The organism is Agrococcus sp. HG114 (assembly GCF_024723325.1).
Taxonomy (GTDB): Bacteria; Actinomycetota; Actinomycetes; order Actinomycetales; family Microbacteriaceae; genus Agrococcus.
Genome location: NZ_JANQCH010000039.1, coordinates 1 through 17,860 on the forward strand (window position 1 = coordinate 1; position 17,860 = coordinate 17,860).

The 17,860-nt window shown below is 72.4% G+C and carries 12 protein-coding genes and 1 tRNA gene; 11 read left to right on the forward strand and 2 right to left on the reverse strand.

Going from position 1 to position 17,860, the window contains the following annotated elements; translation table 11 throughout:
• Positions 1–232 precede the first annotated feature (232 nt).
• From NWP09_RS05870 to pyk, 8 genes are all read left to right on the forward strand, one after another.
• On the forward strand, positions 233–451 hold the full coding sequence (locus NWP09_RS05870; RefSeq protein ID WP_258274612.1) for a DUF6704 family protein: 219 nt from the start codon (positions 233–235) through the stop codon (positions 449–451).
• Positions 452–453: 2 nt separating this feature from the next.
• Positions 454–1,242 (forward strand): indole-3-glycerol phosphate synthase TrpC, encoded by a 789-nt coding sequence (trpC, locus tag NWP09_RS05875; protein WP_258274603.1) that lies wholly within the window; start codon positions 454–456, stop codon positions 1,240–1,242.
• Positions 1,239–2,459: a tryptophan synthase subunit beta gene (gene trpB / locus NWP09_RS05880; protein WP_258274604.1), complete on the forward strand. Its 1,221-nt coding sequence runs from the start codon at positions 1,239–1,241 to the stop codon at positions 2,457–2,459. The genes trpC and trpB overlap by 4 nt, the downstream gene beginning before the upstream one ends.
• The gene (gene trpA, locus NWP09_RS05885; RefSeq protein WP_258274605.1) at positions 2,456–3,277 is read left to right on the forward strand and encodes a tryptophan synthase subunit alpha; all 822 of its coding nucleotides are present in this window, start codon (positions 2,456–2,458) and stop codon (positions 3,275–3,277) included. The genes trpB and trpA overlap by 4 nt, the downstream gene beginning before the upstream one ends.
• A complete protein-coding gene (gene lgt, locus NWP09_RS05890; RefSeq protein WP_258274606.1) occupies positions 3,274–4,443 on the forward strand; it encodes a prolipoprotein diacylglyceryl transferase in 1,170 nt (389 codons plus the stop codon). Before trpA ends, lgt begins: the two co-directional genes overlap by 4 nt.
• Before the next feature lie 67 nt (positions 4,444–4,510).
• Positions 4,511–9,064, forward strand: a complete 4,554-nt coding sequence (gene gltB, locus NWP09_RS05895; protein WP_258274607.1) for a glutamate synthase large subunit — start codon at positions 4,511–4,513, stop codon at positions 9,062–9,064.
• The gene (locus tag NWP09_RS05900; protein WP_258274608.1) at positions 9,057–10,508 is read left to right on the forward strand and encodes a glutamate synthase subunit beta; all 1,452 of its coding nucleotides are present in this window, start codon (positions 9,057–9,059) and stop codon (positions 10,506–10,508) included. The genes gltB and NWP09_RS05900 overlap by 8 nt, the downstream gene beginning before the upstream one ends.
• Positions 10,509–10,595: 87 nt before the next feature.
• The gene (gene pyk / locus NWP09_RS05905; RefSeq protein ID WP_258274609.1) at positions 10,596–12,089 is read left to right on the forward strand and encodes a pyruvate kinase; all 1,494 of its coding nucleotides are present in this window, start codon (positions 10,596–10,598) and stop codon (positions 12,087–12,089) included.
• Between the two features lie 49 nt (positions 12,090–12,138).
• Here the strand turns inward: pyk and NWP09_RS05910 are convergent.
• Positions 12,139–12,220: transfer RNA gene (locus NWP09_RS05910), tRNA-Leu, on the reverse strand.
• A 48-nt stretch (positions 12,221–12,268) separates the two neighbouring features.
• Between NWP09_RS05910 and NWP09_RS05915 the strand changes: the two genes are divergently transcribed.
• Together NWP09_RS05915 and NWP09_RS05920 are read left to right on the forward strand one after the other, a co-directional pair.
• Complete coding sequence (locus NWP09_RS05915) at positions 12,269–12,907, forward strand: ANTAR domain-containing response regulator (RefSeq protein WP_258274610.1); 639 nt, start codon at positions 12,269–12,271, stop codon at positions 12,905–12,907.
• Positions 12,908–13,225: 318 nt separating this feature from the next.
• Entirely contained in the window at positions 13,226–14,209 is a 984-nt protein-coding gene (locus NWP09_RS05920; RefSeq protein ID WP_258274611.1) for a DUF559 domain-containing protein, read from the forward strand.
• Positions 14,210–14,549: 340 nt separating this feature from the next.
• On the opposite strand, the gene NWP09_RS05925 is transcribed toward NWP09_RS05920, so the two are convergent.
• Positions 14,550–14,894: a PaaI family thioesterase gene (locus NWP09_RS05925; protein WP_258274613.1), complete on the reverse strand. Its 345-nt coding sequence runs from the start codon at positions 14,892–14,894 to the stop codon at positions 14,550–14,552.
• A gap of 209 nt (positions 14,895–15,103) precedes the next feature.
• Between NWP09_RS05925 and polA the strand changes: the two genes are divergently transcribed.
• Complete coding sequence (gene polA, locus NWP09_RS05930; RefSeq protein ID WP_258274614.1) at positions 15,104–17,725, forward strand: DNA polymerase I; 2,622 nt, start codon at positions 15,104–15,106, stop codon at positions 17,723–17,725.
• Positions 17,726–17,860 lie beyond the last annotated feature (135 nt).

A 17,860-nucleotide genomic window follows, 5' to 3' on the forward strand; every position in this document is an offset into this window, starting at 1 on the left:
CGCCGGCCTCGTCGCGATCGCGACGGCGCGGCGCTGGCCCGCGCGCGCGAGGCGCGCGGAGCGCTACGAGCGCTCGGGCTCCGGCCTCGCGTGGGACGTCATGGACGACGGCGAGGATCCGACTCGATAGACTCGAGCGCAGGGGCACGCCGCGCGTGCCCGCAGTCGGACCGCAAGGAGCATCGTGAGCGCACGCAACGGCATCAGCGACCAGCACGCAGCTGAGCACGAGATCGCCAAGTACGAGACGTGGTTCGTCGACCCGGGCCACGGCAACTCCCGCGCCGGCTGGACGAGCGTCATCGTCATGCTCATCGCGATCACGCTCGGCACGCTGTTCTTCTTCCTCGACATGCCCGCCCTCGTCTGGGCGAGCGCCGGGCTGCTGCTCGTCGGCATCATCCTGTGGCCGCTGCTCAAGAAGGCCGGCCACGGGCCGAAGGACCACTGAGCGTGCTCGACGCGCTCACCGCGGGCGCGCTCGAGGATGCGGCCCGGCGGCGCGAGGCGCTGCCGATCGACCGCCTGGAGGCGATGGCGCACGCCGCGCGCACGCCCCTCGACGCAGCCCTCATCCTCGGGAGCCCCAAGACCGATTCCCGCGGCCCGCACATCATCGCCGAGGTGAAGCGCGCGAGCCCCTCGAAGGGCCCGCTCGCCGACATCCCCGAGCCCGCCGCGCTCGCCGCGCGCTACGAGGCGGGCGGCGCGAGCGCGATCAGCGTGCTGACCGAGGAGCGCCGCTTCCTCGGCAGCCTCGACGACCTGCGCGCCGTGCGCGCCGAGGTCTCGATCCCGGTGCTGCGCAAGGACTTCATCGCCGACGAGTACCAGCTGCTCGAGGCGCGTGCGTTCGGCGCCGACATCGTGCTGCTCATCGTCGCCTCCCTCGAGCCCGCGCGGCTCGCGCAGCTCCACCGCTTCGCGACCGACCTCGGGCTCTCGGTGCTCGTCGAGGTGCACGACGAGCGCGAGATCGACGCGGCCCTCGCGGCCGAGGCGCGCATCCTGGGCGTCAACACGCGCGACCTCAAGACGTTCACGATGCACCCCGAGCGCTTCGCGGAGCTCCGCGCCCGCATCCCCGCGGGCACCGTCGCCGTCGCCGAGTCGGGCGTCCGCGACGCCGCAGACGTCGCGCGCTACCGGCAGGACGGCGCGGATGCGGTGCTCGTCGGCGAGGCGCTCGTCACCGACGGCGACCCCGAGTCGCGCGTCGCCGAGTTCGGGAGGGCAGCATGACCGAGCAGCAGACGTCGCTGCGGGAGCAGCACGGGCCGTGGTTCGGCCGCTACGGCGGCGTGTTCATGCCCGAGCCGCTCATGGCGGCCATCGACGAGCTCGCCGCGTGCTACGCCGAGTGCCGCGACGACCCCGCCTTCCAGGCGGAGTTCGCCGCGCTCTCGCGCGACTACACGGGCCGCCCCTCGATGCTCACGGAGGCGCACCGCTTGAGCGAGCGGGCGGGCGCCCGCATCCTGCTCAAGCGCGAGGACCTCAACCACACCGGCAGCCACAAGATCAACAACGTGCTCGGGCAGGCGCTCGTCGCGCGCCGGCTCGGCAAGACGCGGCTCATCGCCGAGACGGGCGCCGGCCAGCACGGCGTCGCGACGGCGACCGCGGCGGCGCTGTTCGGCATGGAGTGCGTCGTCTACATGGGCGAGGTCGACACGCAGCGGCAGGCGCTCAACGTCGCCCGCATGCGACTGCTCGGCGCGCAGGTCGTGCCGGTCAAGAGCGGCTCGCGCACGCTGAAGGACGCGATCAACGAGGGCCTCCGCGACTGGGTCGCGAACGTCTCGACGACGCACTACCTCATGGGCACCGTCGCAGGGCCGCACCCGTTCCCCGAGATGGTGCGCGACTTCCACAAGGCGATCGGCGAGGAGGCGCGCGAGCAGGTCATCGCCCTCACGGGCGGCCTGCCGGATGCGGTGCTCGCGTGCGTCGGCGGCGGCTCGAACGCGATGGGCATCTTCCACGCCTTCCTCGACGACGCCGACGTGCGGCTCATCGGCCTCGAGGCCGCGGGCGACGGCGCCGACACCGAGCGGCACGCGCTCTCGATCGAGCGCGGCGCCCCGGGCCTCCTGCACGGCATGCGCACGTACCTGCTGCAGGACGACGACGGGCAGACGCTCGAATCGCACTCGATCTCCGCGGGACTCGACTACCCGGGCGTCGGCCCCGAGCACGCGTGGCTGCACGACCTCGGCCGCGCGGAGTACCGGCCCGTCAGCGACACGCAGGCGATGGATGCGTTCCTCGCGCTCACGCGCGCCGAGGGCATCATCCCCGCGATCGAGTCGGCGCACGCGATCGCGGGCGCGCTGCAGCTCGCCGAGGAGGCGCCGGGCTCGACGCTCGTCGTCTCGCTCTCCGGGCGCGGCGACAAGGACGTCGCGACCGCGGGCCGCTGGTTCGGGCTGCTGGACGAGGAGGCGGGGCAGCAGTGAGCCGCGTGCGCACCGAGGACGCCATCCGCGCGAGCGGGCACCGCGCCCTCATCGGGTACCTGCCTGTCGGCTTCCCCGACCCCGAGACGAGCGTCGACGCGGCGGTCGCGATCGCCGAGGCCGGCTGCACGGCGATCGAGCTGGGCGTGCCCTACTCCGACCCGGCCATGGACGGGCCCGTCATCCAGGACGCGACCCAGCGGGTGCTCGACCGGGGCTTCCGGCTCGAGGAGCTCTTCGAGGCGATCGCCGCGATCACCGCGCGCACGAGCGTGCCCGTGCTCGTCATGACGTACTGGAACCCGGTGCTCCGCTACGGCGTGGACCGCTTCGCCGAGCGCCTCGCGGCCGCCGGGGGAGCGGGCCTCATCACGCCCGACCTCACGCCCGAGAACGCCGCCGAGTGGCTCGAGGCGGCCGAGCGCCACGACCTGGACCGCGTCTTCCTCGCGGCGCCCTCATCCTCCGACGCCCGCCTCGACGCCGCGATCGCCGCCTCGCGCGGCTTCGTCTACACCGTCTCGACGATGGGCACGACCGGCGCGCGCACCGACGTCGACCGGGCCGCCCGAGCGCTCTCCGACCGCATCGCCGAGCGCGCATCCGCCGCCGGCACGAGCGCGCTGCGCTGCGTGGGCCTCGGCATCTCGACGGCCGAGCAGGTGCGGGACGTGCTCGAGTACGCCGACGGCGCGATCGTCGGCTCGGCGCTCGTGCGAGCCCTCGACGAGGGCGGCCTCCCCGCCGTGCGCGCGCTCGCCGCGTCGCTCGCCGAAGGTACACTCGCACCGACCGAACGAAAGGGCGCGACCGCGTGACCGTCTTCCAGAGCATCCCCAGTCCCGCGCCCGAATGGCAGCAGGTGCCGGTGGGCCAGTGGCTCGACGCGATCGGCGTGCTCGGCCTCGTGCAGGGCTCGCTCGCGGGCGCGATCGTCTTCGGACTCGTGCTCGGCGTCGTGCTCGCGATCCTCGCGCTCGCCGCGATGCTCGCCTTCGGCCGCCTCACGCGGCGGGACACGCTCTGGACCATCGTCTCGGCCATCGCCTTCGGCCTGCTGCTCACGTGGGTGCTGCGCATGGTGACGCCCGCGTGGGGCATCCAGACCTACGCGCTGTGCATCCTCGCGGGCATCGTCGTCGCCGCAGTGCTCACCGGCTGGCGGCTGCGGCAGCGCGGCGTCGACGCCGGCTACGTCATCGACATCGCCGTGTGGGCGGTGCTGCTCGGCATCGTCGCCGCGCGCATCTTCCACGTCGTGACCCACCCCGACGACTACTTCGGCCCGGGCCGCGACCCGATGACGGCGCTCTACATCTGGGAGGGCGGCATCGCCATCTTCGGCGCGCTGCTCGGCGGCGCGCTCGGCGTGTGGATCGGCTGCCGCCAGACGGGGCTGCGCTTCAGCACGTTCGCCGACGCGCTCGCGCCCGGGCTGCTGCTCGCGCAGGCGTTCGGCCGCCTCGGCAACTGGTTCAACCACGAGCTCTTCGGGCAGCCGACCGACCTCCCGTGGGGCCTCGAGATCGAGGCGACGAACCCCGCGTACCCCGTGGGGTTGCCCGAGGGCATCCTCTTCCACCCGACGTTCGCGTACGAGATCCTCTGGAACGTCGCCGGCGCCGCGCTGCTCCTGTGGCTCGACCGCCGCCGCGACGTGCAGTGGGGTCGCCTCGTCGCGCTCTACCTCGTCTGGTACGGCGTCGGCCGCTCGGTGTTCGAGACGATCCGCCTCGACCCGTCGGAGCTCTTCCTCGGCATTCGCACGAACGTGTGGATGGCGTTCCTCGCGATCGTCGTCGGCGTGGTCGTCTACGTCGTGCAGACGCGCAGGCACCCGGGGCTCGAGCCGTCGCCGTGGCAGCCGGGGCGTCAGCCGGGCGCCGATGAGGCGCTAGACTCTGACGTCTACACCGAGACCCCCGAGCCCCGCACCCAGGACGAGGCGGTCACCGCCGCAGAACCCGCGGCCGCACACCAGTAGGACTGCGCGCTCCCAGCGCGCGGCGGGCCGACGGCGTCCCGCTCCCGATCGCGAGAGCAGGAGCAGCATGCGATCAGTCAGCGAGCCCACCAACGGGTTCCGGGGCATGGCGGTGCCGAAGGCGACCGGCATGTACGACCCGCGCCATGAGCGGGACGCGTGCGGCCTCGCCATGGTCGCCACGACGCGCGACACCGCGGGTCACGACATCGTCGCGCTCGCCCTGGACGCGCTCCGCAACCTCGAGCACCGCGGCGCGGTCGGCTCCGACGCGGGCACGGGCGACGGCGCGGGCATCCTCACCCAGATGCCGGATGCGTTCCTGCGCTCCGTCGTCGGATTCGAGCTGCCCGAGGCGGGCGCGTACGCCGCGGGTCTCGCGTTCCTCCCACTCGACGAGGCCGAGCGCGACGAGGTCCGGGACCGCATCCGCGAGCTCGCCGGGCAGGAGCGCCTGCGCGTGCTCGGCTGGCGCGAGGTGCCGACGGCGCCCGACGCGCTCGGCAAGCTCGCGCGCGCGGCGATGCCGGCGATCGAGCAGCTCTTCGTCGCCGCCGCCGGCGCCCCGGTCGCCGGCATCGAGCTCGACCGGCTCACGTGGCGGCTGCGCAAGCGCATCGAGCGCGAGCTGGGGGAGTACCTCCCGTCGCTCTCGAGCCGCACGATCACCTACAAGGGCATGGTCACGACGCTCCAGCTCGAGCCGTTCTACCCCGACCTCTCGGACCCGCGCTTCGAGACGAAGCTCGCGATCGTGCACTCGCGCTACTCGACGAACACGTTCCCCTCGTGGCCGCTCGCGCAGCCGCTGCGCATGATCGCGCACAACGGCGAGATCAACACCGTCGAGGGCAACCGCAACTGGATGCGCGCGCGCGAGTCGCAGCTCGCCTCCGAGCTGCTCGGCGACCTGCGGCCCATCCGGCCGATCGTCACGCCCGGCATGAGCGACTCCGCGTCGTTCGACGAGGTGCTCGAGCTGCTCACGCTCGCGGGCCGCTCGCTCCCGCACGCGATCATGATGATGGTGCCGCAGGCGTGGGAGAACCAGCCCGACATGCCGCAGCAGCTGCGCGATTTCGCCGAGTACCACTCGCTGCTCATGGAGCCGTGGGACGGCCCGGCGGCGATCTCGTTCACCGACGGCAGCCTCGTGGGCGCGACCCTCGACCGCAACGGGCTGCGTCCCGGGCGCTGGCTCGAGACCGACGACGGGCTCTTCGTGCTCGCGAGCGAGACGGGCGTGCTCCCCATCCCGCCCGAGCGCGTCGTGCGCCGCGGCCGGCTGCAGCCGGGCCGGCTGTTCCTCGTCGACACCGAGGCGGGCCGCTTCGTCCCCGACGAGGAGGTCAAGCAGCAGCTCGCCGAGATGGAGCCATGGGGCGAGTGGCTCGAGTCGAGCCGCATCCACCTCGCCGACCTGCCGGACCGGGAGCACGTCGCGCACACCGCGGCATCCGTCGCCCGCCGTCAGCGCACGTTCGGCTACACCGAGGAGGAGGTGCGGCTGCTCATCGCCCCGATGGCGAAGACGGGTGCGGAGCCGCTCGGCGCCATGGGCAGCGACACGCCGATCGCGGTGCTCGCCAAGCGGCCGCGGCTGCTCTTCGACTACTTCGCGCAGGCGTTCGCGCAGGTGACGAACCCGCCGCTCGACTCGCTGCGGGAGTCGATCGTCACGAGCGTGTCGATGGGGCTCGGGCCGGTCCGCAACCTGCTCACCGCGACGCCGTCGCACGCGAGCCAGATCATCCTTGACTTCCCGGTCATCGACAACGACCAGCTCGCGAAGATCCGCTCGATCGACCGCACGCCGGGCTCGCGGCGCACCGTCGTCGTCAAGGGCCTGTACCGCGTCGACGGCGGGCCGGAGGCGATGGAGCGGCGGCTCCAGGAGATGTGCCGCGAGGTCGACGAGGCGATCCTCGAGGGCGCGCAGTTCATCGTGCTCTCCGACCGCGACTCGACCGACCAGCTCGCGCCCATCCCGACGCTGCTCATGACGAGCGCGGTCCACCACCACCTCATCGCCGCATCCACCCGCATGCGCGCCGGCATCGTCGTCGAGGCCGGCGACGTGCGGGAGGTGCACCACGTCGCGCTGCTGATCGGCTACGGCGCGAGCGCCGTGAACCCGTACCTCGCGATGGAGACGGCCGAGCAGCTCGCGCTCACCGGCCAGCTCGGCGCCGACGTCGACACCGCGGTGCACAACCTCATCAAGGCGCTCGGCAAGGGCGTCATCAAGATCATGTCGAAGATGGGCATCTCGACCGTGGGCGCATACGGCGGCGCGCAGGCGTTCGAGGCGGTCGGGCTCTCGCAGGAGCTCGTCGACCGCTGGTTCGTCGGCACGCACTCGCCGCTCGGCGGCGTCGGGCTCGACGTCATCGCCGAGGAGAACCGGCTGCGGCACCGCGCCGCCTATCCCGACGAGCGCGCGCCGCTCGCGCACGAGCGGCTGCAGACGGGCGGCGAGTACCAGTGGCGCCGCGACGGTGCCCCGCACCTGTTCAGCCCCGAGACGGTGTTCAAGCTCCAGCACTCGACGCGCACCGGCCGCTACGACGTGTTCGAGGAGTACGCGCGCCTCGTCGACGACCAGGCCGCCGAGCTCAAGACCCTCAGGGGCCTGCTCGCGCTGCGCCGCGCATCCGAGCCCGTGCCGATCGACGAGGTCGAGCCGGTCTCCGAGATCGTCAAGCGGTTCTCGACCGGGGCGATGAGCTACGGCTCGATCTCGCAGGAGGCGCACGAGACGCTCGCGATCGCGATGAACCGGCTCGGCGCGAAGTCGAACACCGGCGAGGGCGGCGAGACCGACGACCGGCTGGTCGACCCCGAGCGCCGCAGCGCGATCAAGCAGGTCGCCTCCGGCCGCTTCGGCGTCACGAGCATGTACCTCACGCACGCCGACGACCTGCAGATCAAGATGGCGCAGGGCGCGAAGCCCGGCGAGGGCGGGCAGCTGCCGCCCGGCAAGGTCTACCCGTGGGTCGCGAGCACGCGGCACGCGACGCCCGGCGTCGGACTCATCTCGCCGCCGCCGCACCACGACATCTACTCGATCGAGGACCTCAAGCAGCTCATCTTCGACCTCAAGCGCTCGAACCCCGCCGCGCGCGTGCACGTCAAGCTCGTCTCGCAGTCGGGCATCGGCGCGGTCGCGGCGGGCGTCGTGAAGGCGAAGGCGGACGTCGTGCTCGTCTCCGGGCACGACGGCGGCACGGGCGCGAGCCCGCTCAACTCGCTCAAGCACGCGGGCACGCCGTGGGAGATCGGGCTCGCCGAGACGCAGCACACGCTCATGGTGAACGGGCTGCGCGAGCGGGTGAGCGTGCAGGTCGACGGGCAGCTGAAGACGGGCCGCGACGTCATCATCGGGGCGCTGCTCGGCGCCGAGGAGTTCGGCTTCGCGACCGCGCCGCTCGTGGTCTCCGGCTGCATCATGATGCGCGTGTGCCACCTCGACACGTGCCCGGTCGGGGTCGCGACGCAGAACCCGGTGCTGCGCGAGCGCTTCACCGGCAAGCCCGAGTTCGTCGTGCAGTTCTTCGAGTTCATCGCGCAGCAGGTGCGCGAGCTGCTCGCCGAGCTGGGGCTGCGCAGCCTCGACGAGGCGATCGGCCGCAGCGACCTGCTCGACGTCGACCGGGCCGTGCGGCACTGGAAGGCCGACGGGCTCGACCTCGCGCCGGTGCTCGTCGCGCCGCAGGGCGCCCAGGGCGCGCCGCGCCGCACGACGCAGCAGGACCACGAGCTCGAGCAGCAGCTCGACCACCGGCTGCTCGAGCCACTCGAGCGGGCGCTCGACGCCGGCGAGCGGCTCGAGCTCGAGCTCGACATCGCGAACACCGACCGCGCGGTCGGCACGATGCTCGGCAACGCGGTCACGAAGCGGGCGGGTGCCGCGGGGCTGCCCCCGGGCACGGTGACGCTGCGGATGCGCGGCTCGGCCGGGCAGTCGCTCGGCGCGTTCGTGCCGCGCGGCGTCGCGCTGCACCTCGCGGGCGACGCGAACGACTACGTCGGCAAGGGCCTCTCCGGCGGCCTCATCACGGTGCGCCCGGAGCCGGGTGCCGCGCTCGTCGCCGAGCAGAACGTCATCGCCGGCAACGTGATCGGCTACGGCGCGACGAGCGGCGAGCTGTACCTGCGCGGCGTCGTGGGGGAGCGGTTCCTCGTGCGGAACTCCGGCGCGACCGCGGTGTGCGAGGGCGCGGGCGACCACGCGCTCGAGTACATGACCGGCGGCACCGCGGTGATCCTCGGCCCGACGGGCCGGAACCTCGGCGCCGGCATGTCGGGCGGCGTCGCCTACCTGCTCGACCTCGACGCGCGGCGCCTGAACCAGGACTCGTTCCACCAGGGGGAGCTCCGGGTCGAGGCGCTCGGCGACGAGGACGAGATCGAGCTGCGCGCGATCCTCGCGCGGCACCTCGAGCTCACCGGCTCCGACGTCGCGCGCCGCCTCCTCGACGAGGGGCTCGAGCGCATCTCGAAGCTCGTGCCGCGCGACTGGGCGATGGTGCGCTCCATCCGCCTCGACGCCGAGCGGCAGGGGGTCGATCCCGACTCCGACAACATCTGGCGGCAGATCCTGGAGGTGACCGGTGGCTGACCCTCGTGGCTTCCTGAAGGTGACGGAGCGCGAGCTCCCGAAGAAGCGCCCGGTGCCCGTGCGCATCCTCGACTGGCGCGAGATCGGCGAGCCCGGCGACAAGGCGGTGCTGCGCCGGCAGGCGGGGCGCTGCATGGACTGCGGCGTGCCGTTCTGCCACCAGGGCTGCCCGCTCGGCAACCTCATCCCCGAGTGGAACGACCTCACGTGGCGGGGCGAGGGCCGCGCCGCCAGCGACCGGCTCCACGCGACGAACAACTTCCCCGAGCTCACGGGCCGGCTGTGCCCCGCGCCGTGCGAGTCGTCGTGCGTGCTCGGCATCAACCAGCCGGCCGTCACGATCAAGTCGATCGAGCAGTCCATCGCCGACGACGCGTTCGCGCACGGCTGGACCGAGCCGCATCCGCCCGCGCGCCTCACCGGCAAGACGGTCGCCGTCGTCGGCTCGGGCCCCGCGGGTCTCGCGGCGGCGCAGCAGCTCACGCGCGCGGGCCACACCGTGGTCGTCTACGAGCGCGACGACCGCATCGGCGGCCTGCTGCGCTACGGCATCCCCGACTTCAAGCTCGAGAAGCGCACGCTCGAGGCGCGGCTCGCGCAGATGCAGGCGGAGGGCACGCGCTTCCGCGCCGGCGTCGAGATCGGGCGCGACCTCGGCTGGCAGGAGCTGCGGGAGCGCTTCGACGCGGTCCTCGTCGCGACCGGGGCGCCCGTCGCGCGCGACCTCGACATCCCGGGCCGCGGCCTCGACGGCGTGCACCTCGCGATGGACTACCTCGTGCAGCAGAACCGCGCGGTCGCGGGCACGACGCCCGCGAACCAGATCACCGCCCACGGCAAGCACGTCGTCGTCCTCGGCGGCGGCGACACGGGCGCCGACTGCATCGGCACGGCGCACCGCCAGGGGGCGCTGTCCGTGACGAACCTCGCGATCGGGGCGCAGCCGCCGGCCGAGCGGCCCGCGCACCAGCCGTGGCCCGTGCACCCGAACCTCTTCGAGGTGCAGTCGAGCCACGAGGAGGGCGGCGAGCGCACCTACCTCGTCTCGACCGTCGAGCTGCTCGCGAACCGCGCGGGCGAGGTGCGCGCGCTCAAGGTCGCCGACACCGAGATCGTCGACGGCGTGCGGCGGCCCAAGGCGGGCACCGAGCGCGAGATCGCCGCCGACCTCGTGCTGCTCGCGCTCGGCTTCACGGGGGCGGATGCGTCGATCGGCGAGGCGCTCGAGGTCCCGTTCGAGCGGGGCCTGCCCGCGCGGCGCGCCGACTTCTCGACCGATCAGCCGGGCGTGTTCGTCGCCGGCGACGCCGGGCGCGGCGCATCCCTCATCGTGTGGGCGATCGCCGAGGGCCGCGCGGCCGCGGCGGCCGTCGACGCGCACCTCGAGGGCGAGACGTCGCTCCCCGCGCCCGTGCGCGCGACGGATCGCCCGTTCGCGGCCTGACTCGGCGCGGCCGGCGCCGGCTCTGAGAGGATGGACGGGTCCGCGCCGATCCCACCCAGGCGGCACGAGCATGGAAGCGAGCATTCGATGAGACGAGCCAAGATCGTCGCGACGTTCGGGCCGGCCCTCGCCGGCTACGAGAAGACGAAGGCCGCGATCGCGGCCGGGATCAACGTCGCGCGCCTGAACCTGAGCCATGGCGACCACAGCGTCCACGAGGAGGTGTACGCGAACATCCGGCGGGCGTCCGACGAGCTGAGCAAGCCCGTCGGCATCCTCGTCGACCTGCAGGGGCCGAAGATCCGCCTCGGCAAGATCCCGGGCGGGCCGTACGACCTCCGCGAGGGCGACCGGTTCACCATCACGACCGACGACGTCGAGGGCGACGGCCAGCGCGCCGGCACGACGTTCGCCGGGCTCCCCGCCGACGTGAACCCCGGTGACCCGCTGCTGATCGACGACGGTCGCATCGCGCTGCGCGCCGTCGAGGTGACCGAGACGGAGGTCGTGACCGAGGTCGTCGTCGGCGGCCCGGTGAGCAGCAACAAGGGCATCAACCTGCCCGGCGTCGCGGTGAACGTGCCGGCGATGAGCGAGAAGGATGAGGAGGACCTGCGCTGGGCGCTCCAGCTCGGCGCCGACATCATCGCCCTCTCGTTCGTGCGCGACGCTCGCGACATCGCGCGCGTGCACGAGATCATGGACGAGGAGGGCCGCCGCCTGCCGGTCGTCGCGAAGATCGAGAAGCCGCAGGCGGTCGACAACCTCGCCGACATCATCGACGCGTTCGACGCGATCATGGTCGCGCGCGGCGACCTGGGCGTCGAGCTGCCGCTCGAGCAGGTGCCGCTCGTGCAGAAGCGGGCGATCGAGCTCGCGCGCCGGTGGGCGAAGCCCGTCATCGTCGCGACGCAGGTGCTCGAGTCGATGATCGAGAACCCGCGGCCGACGCGCGCCGAGGCGAGCGACTGCGCGAACGCGATCCTCGACGGCGCGGATGCGGTGATGCTCTCGGGCGAGACGAGCGTCGGCAAGCACGCGATCGAGACGATCGAGACGATGGCGCGCATCGTCGAGGCCGCGGAGGAGCAGGGCCTCGGCCGCATCCCGCCGCTCGGCACGAAGCCGCGCACGCAGGGCGGCGCGATCACGCTCGCGGCCCTCGAGGTCGCGGAGTTCGTCGAGGCCGCGGCCATCGTGGTGTTCACGGAGTCGGGCGACTCGGCCCGGCGCATGGCGCGCCTGCGGTCGGCGATCCCGATGTTCGGCTTCACGCCCGACCCCGAGGTCGAGTCGCGCATGCAGATGATCTGGGGCATGCACACGCACCTCGTGGATCGCGTGATGCACACCGACGACATGATCGCCCAGGTCGACGACGTGCTCATCGGCAAGCGGCTCGTGCCGGTCGGCAAGAAGGTCGTCGTCATCTCCGGCATGCCCCCCGGCATCTCCGGCTCGACGAACGACCTGCGCATCCACGTCGTCGGCGATGTGCACGCCGAGGCGGCGCCCGCCTACCACGGCAAGCGACGCATCGAGGTGCAGCACCGCTCGGCGCCGCACCCCGCCGACGGGTAGCTCCCTCGACCCACGAAGCCCGGACCGTCCACTGGACGTCCGGGCTTCGTGCCGGTGGTGGGACTCGAACCCACACTCCTCGCGGAAGCGCATTTTGAGTGCGCCGCGTCTGCCGATTCCGCCACACCGGCTCGTCACCCGGGAGGACCGGGCCGCTCGCGAAGACTAGGCTAGTGGCCATGACCGACGACCTCTTCGCCGAGCCCGCGATCGACCCTGCTCCCTCCGAGCACACCTCCACCGCGCGCACCGTGGTGGTCGCCGAGGACGAGTCGCTCATCCGCCTCGACATCGTCGAGACCCTGCAGGCCGCGGGCTACGAGGTCATCGGCGAGGCCGGCGACGGCGAGCGCGCCGTCGAGCTCGCGACCGAGCTGAAGCCCGACCTCGTCGTCATGGACGTCAAGATGCCGAAGATGGACGGCATCACCGCCGCCGAGCGGATCGGCGCCGCGAAGCTCGCGCCGGTCGTGCTGCTGACCGCGTTCAGCCAGAAGGAGCTCGTCGAGCGCGCGGGCGAGGCGGGCGCGCTCGCCTACGTCGTGAAGCCCTTCACGCAGAACGACCTGCTGCCCGCGATCGAGATCGCCCTCGCGCGCTGGGAGCAGATCCGCGCGCTCGAGAGCGAGGTCGCCGACCTCGCCGACCGCTTCGAGACGCGCAAGCTCGTGGACCGCGCGAAGGGCCTGCTGAACCAGAAGATGGGCCTCGCCGAGCCGGAGGCGTTCCGCTGGATCCAGAAGGCGTCGATGGACCGCCGCCTCACCATGGCCGAGGTCGCGCAGGCCGTCATCGAGCAGCTCAGCCCCAAGAAGTAGCCCCCTCGCGCCCCGCGCGGCGCCCGCGGCCGCGCTCCCGCACCTGGCCCACCACTCGCGCGCTTGAGTGGTCGCTCCCGCGCTCGAGCGGTCACTCCCGCAGCCGAGTGGTCGCTTCGGCGCTTGAGCGGTCACTCCCGCGCCGCCTGAGTGGTCACTGCCGCGTTCGAGCGGTCACTCCCGCGCCTGAGTGGTCACTCGCGCGCTTGAGTGGTCACTCGCGCGCTTGAGCGGTCACTCGCGCGCTTGAGTGGTCACTTCCGTGCCTGAGCGGTCACTCGCGCGCTTGAGTGGTCACTTCCGTGCCTGAGCGGTCATTTGTGTGCACCGCCGTCGGCGCTTGGCGTCGGCAGTGCGCGCCTCCACAGAGCAGCTTGCGGTCGCCCCCCGCGATTCCCGCGCGCGTGCATCATCCTCGCCATGAAGAGCGCGTACGGCTTCACCGTCCGGGAAGGGCTCGACCGTGGCTACTCGGCTGCCGAGCTCCGCTCGATGGCCTTCACCAGGCCCGCTCGCGGAGCTCGCATCACCGCAGCAGTCGGCGACGAGGCGCGGGCGCTCCTCGAGGCGGTCAGGGTCCTCGCCAGGGACGACCACTTCTTCTCGCACACGACGGCCGCGCGCATCCACGGCATGCCGCTGCCGTCTCGCCTCGAGAAGGAGGCGCGGGTGCACCTCGGTTCACCGACCGGCGGTTCCCGGATGCGACGCCCCGGTGTCGTGGGACACCGCCTCAAGTCCGCCGTCGTCGAGGTCGACGGCATGCGGGTCGAAGCAAGAGCTGACGCCTTCATCCACCTCGCCACGATGCTCACCGTCGAGGAGCTCGTGGCGGTCGGCGACTGGCTGGTGTCGACACGGAGGCATGATCCGCTGACCATCCATGAGCTGGCGGATGCGGTGCGGCGGTACGAAGGCGCCCGCGGGCTCGGCGCGGCTCGACGCGCGCTCGCGCTGGTGCGCGTGGGCGCGGAGTCGCCCCGGGAATCGCTGCTGCGTCTGGTGATCAACGGTGCACTTCCGGAACCGACGCTGCAGCACGAGGTCTTCGACGAGGCTGGCACGTTCGTGGCGCGGCTCGACCTAAGCTGGCCGCCGATCAAGCTCGCCGTCGAGTACGACGGTGACCATCACTCCGATCCCGACCAGCGGGAGCGCGACCGCATTCGAAGGGAGCGGCTGCGGACGCTCGGCTGGCGTGTCGTCGTCGTCACGAAGGACGACCTGCACGACGGGGGCCGCACGATCCTTCGCCAGATCGTCGCCGCATACGAGCGCTACAGCTCCTGGGTAGCCGCCTGAACGCAGGGCGTCATGGCGCCGCGGCGCAGACCCGCCGGAGGGAGAGAGTCGTGCGGGCGCCTGACCCGTCGCACGGCCGCCCACCCGCAGGAGCGGCCTGTCACGCGCCGGAGCGACTGCGCAGGCGAGTGAGTGACCACTCACACGCCGGAGTGACCACTGACGCACGGCGGTGACCGCTCAGTCGCGGGAGTGACCACTCAGTCACGGGAGTGACCACTCAGCCACGGGAGTGACCGCTCAGGCGTCCGAGCGACCGCTCGGGCGCCGGAATGACCAGTCAGGGAGTTGCGGTGTGACCGTTGCGCGGGACGTGGCGGGCGGCGAGGCGGGGAGGGGGTCAGCGGTCGCGGAGGAAGTTCGTGATGCGGAGGGTCGAGGCGCGGCGGCCATCGTCGTCGGTGCACACGATCTCGTGGACCGTCATGGATCGCCCGAGGTGCACGGCCGTGCACTCGGCCGTGACCCATCCGCTCGTGATCGACCGCGTGTGGGTCGCGTTGATGTCGGTGCCGACCGCGTAGCGGCCCTCGCCGGCGTGGATGTTGGCGCTCACCGAGCCGAGCGTCTCGGCGATCACGCAGTACGCGCCGCCGTGCACGAAGCCGACCGGCTGGCGGTTGCCCTCCGCCGGCATGCGCGCGATCGAGTGCTCGGCCGAGAGCTTCAGGAACTCGATGCCCATCCGCTCGGCCAGCTCGCCGCCCGGGCGGCCGTCGCGGCGCTCGAGCAGCGCGCGCGTTGCGTCGTCGAGCTCCGCGGTCTCCGCGGGCTCGGCGCGGGGGTCGCTCGCTCGCTCGATCGCAGGCTCCGTCACGTTCGCTCCTCGCTCGGGCCGGGCCGTCGGCGGCCCGGGCTAGGCTGACTGCCGTGTCGGATCCGAAGCCTACCCTCATGGTCATCGACGGCCATTCCCTCGCGTTCCGGGCGTTCTTCGCCCTGCCGCTCGAGAACTTCGTCAACAGCGAAGGGCAGCACACGAACGCCATCCACGGCTTCCTGTCGATGCTCCTGAAGCTGCTGCAGGACCACCGGCCGACGCACCTCGCCGTCGCGTTCGACATCTCGCGCTTCTCGTTCCGCACCCGCGAGTACGCCGAGTACAAGGGCACGCGCGACGAGACGCCCAAGGAGTTCAAGGGCCAGGTGCCGCTGCTCGAGGAGGCGCTCCACGCGATGGGCGTGCGCACCCTCTCGAAGGAGGACTACGAGGCCGACGACATCCTCGCGACCCTGTCGGTCCAGGGCGCGAAGGCGGGCATGGACGTCTACGTCGTCTCGGGCGACCGCGACACCATCCAGCTCGTCAACGACGACGTGACCCTGCTCTACCCGTCGGTGCGCGGCGTCTCCGAGCTCAAGCGCTACACGCCCGAGACGGTGCGCGAGCGGTACGGCATCGAGCCGGCCCAGTACCCCGAGATCGCCGCGCTCGTCGGCGAGTCGAGCGACAACCTCATCGGCATCGACAAGGTGGGCGAGAAGACCGCCGTCAAGTGGATCACGCAGTACGGCACGCTCGAGAACCTGCTCGCGCACGCCGACGAGATCAAGGGCGTCGTGGGCAACAACCTGCGGGAGCAGCGCGAGCGCGCCGAGCGGAACCGCCGCCTCAACCAGCTGCTCACCGACGTCGACCTCGGCGTCGAGCTCGACGAGCTCGTGCGCGGCCAGGTCGACGAGGCGAAGCTGCGCGACGTCTTCCAGCGCCTGCAGTTCCGCACGCTGCTCGACCGCGTGCTCAAGCAGGAGGGCAGCGGCGAGGCCGCGGCGCCGCTCGAGCCCGAGGTGCACGCGCCCGCCGTGCAGAAGCTCGTCGACGAGGAGCTCGCCCTGTGGCTCTCGCGCGCGAAGGGCACGGTCGCCGTCTCGATCGCGCCCGACGGCACGGGCGGCATCGCCGGCTTCGGGGTCGCGACCGAGGGCGCGAGCGCGTACGTGCCGTACAAGCCCGGCACGGCCGACTACGACGGATTCGCCCTGTGGCTCGCATCGGACGCCCCGAAGGCGCTCCACGACGTGAAGGCCTCCATCAAGCTCCTCGAGCGGGCGGGCCTGCGGCTCGGCGGCGCCGCGCACGACACGCGGGTCGCCGCATGGCTGCAGACGCCGACCGCGCCGCCGAAGACCTTCGAGCTCGACTGGCAGACCGAGGCGCTGCTCGGCGCGACGCTCCCGGCGCCCGATCCCAACCAGCTCGTGCCCGAGGTCGAGCCCGAGCAGCTCGGCACCGTCGCGTGGCTCACGGGTGAGCTCGCGCGCGCGCAGCGGCCGCGCCTCGACCCCGGCACGCTCGGCGTGCTCGACGACATCGAGCTGCCGCTCATGCCCGTGCTCGTCCGCATGGAGCAGCAGGGCGTCCACATGGACCGCGACGTGCTGCAGCGCATCCTCGACGAGATGCGCGCGCAGGCGGCGGCGCACGCCGAGGCCGCGTACGCCGAGATCGGCCACGAGGTGAACCTCGGCAGCCCGAAGCAGCTCCAGACGGTGCTGTTCGAGGAGCTCGACATGCCGAAGACGCGGGCGACGAAGACCGGCTACTCGACCGACGCGCAGTCGCTCGCCGACCTGCAGGAGACCAACCCGCACCCGTTCCTCGGCCTGCTGCTGCAGCACCGCGAGGCGACGAAGCTCGCGCAGATCATCGAGTCGCTGCTCAAGGCCATCCAGGACGACGGCCGCATCCGCACCCGGTACGACCAGACCGGCTCGGCGTCGGGACGGCTCTCGTCGAACGACCCGAACCTGCAGAACATCCCGGTGCGCACCGAGGTCAGCCGGCAGATCCGCTCCGCGTTCGTGCACGGGCCTGAGTTCGAGACCATGCTCACCGCCGACTACTCCCAGATCGAGATGCGCATCATGGCGCACCTCTCGGGCGACGAGGGCCTCATCGAGGCGTTCCTCTCGGGCGAGGACCTCCACCGCTTCGTCGGCTCGCGCATCTTCAACGTCGACCCGAGCGAGGTCACGCCGCTGCAGCGCGTGAAGGTCAAGGCGATGAGCTACGGCCTCGCGTACGGGCTGAGCGCCTTCGGCCTCTCGAAGCAGCTGCGCATCTCGCAGGCCGAGGCGAAGCAGCTCATGCTCGACTACTTCCAGCGCTTCGGCGGCATCCGCGACTACCTGCGCGGCGTCGTGATGCAGGCCAAGGACGACGGCTACACGACCACGATCTTCGGCCGCCGCCGCCCGTTCCCCGACCTCACCTCGTCCAACCGCGTGCTGCGCGAGAACGCCGAGCGGCAGGCGCTCAACTCGCCCATCCAGGGCTCCGCCGCCGACATCATCAAGCGCGCGATGATCGCGATCGACCGCCGCATCACCGACGAGGGCCTCGGCTCCCGCATGCTGCTGCAGGTGCACGACGAGCTGGTGTTCGAGGTCGCGACGGGCGAGCGCGACGCGCTCGAGGCGATCGTGCGCGCCGAGATGGGCGGCGCGGCCGAGCTCTCGGTGCCGCTCGAGGTGCAGGTCGGGGTCGGCGCGAACTGGGACGCGGCCGCGCACTAGCCCGGAGGCCGAGCCGCGCGCGGCCGGAAGGCGAGCGCCGTGCCGGCGACGCCGCTGAGCAGCAGGCCGGCCGCGAGCACCGTCGCCCACGCTCCGCGCGGCGTCGTGAGCGCGTGACTCGCGCCGCCGATGAGG

What these genes read in the sequence shown, in the direction of transcription:
- polA (WP_258274614.1), top strand. Translation starts at nt 15,104, where the DNA reads ATGGTCATCGACGGCCATTCCCTCGCGTTCCGGGCGTTCTTCGCCCTG.
- gltB (WP_258274607.1), top strand. Translation starts at nt 4,511, where the DNA reads ATGCGATCAGTCAGCGAGCCCACCAACGGGTTCCGGGGCATGGCGGTG.
- trpB (WP_258274604.1), top strand. Translation starts at nt 1,239, where the DNA reads ATGACCGAGCAGCAGACGTCGCTGCGGGAGCAGCACGGGCCGTGGTTC.
- NWP09_RS05915 (WP_258274610.1), top strand. Translation starts at nt 12,269, where the DNA reads ATGACCGACGACCTCTTCGCCGAGCCCGCGATCGACCCTGCTCCCTCC.
- NWP09_RS05925 (WP_258274613.1), bottom strand. Translation starts at nt 14,894, where the DNA reads ATGGGCATCGAGTTCCTGAAGCTCTCGGCCGAGCACTCGATCGCGCGC.
- pyk (WP_258274609.1), top strand. Translation starts at nt 10,596, where the DNA reads ATGAGACGAGCCAAGATCGTCGCGACGTTCGGGCCGGCCCTCGCCGGC.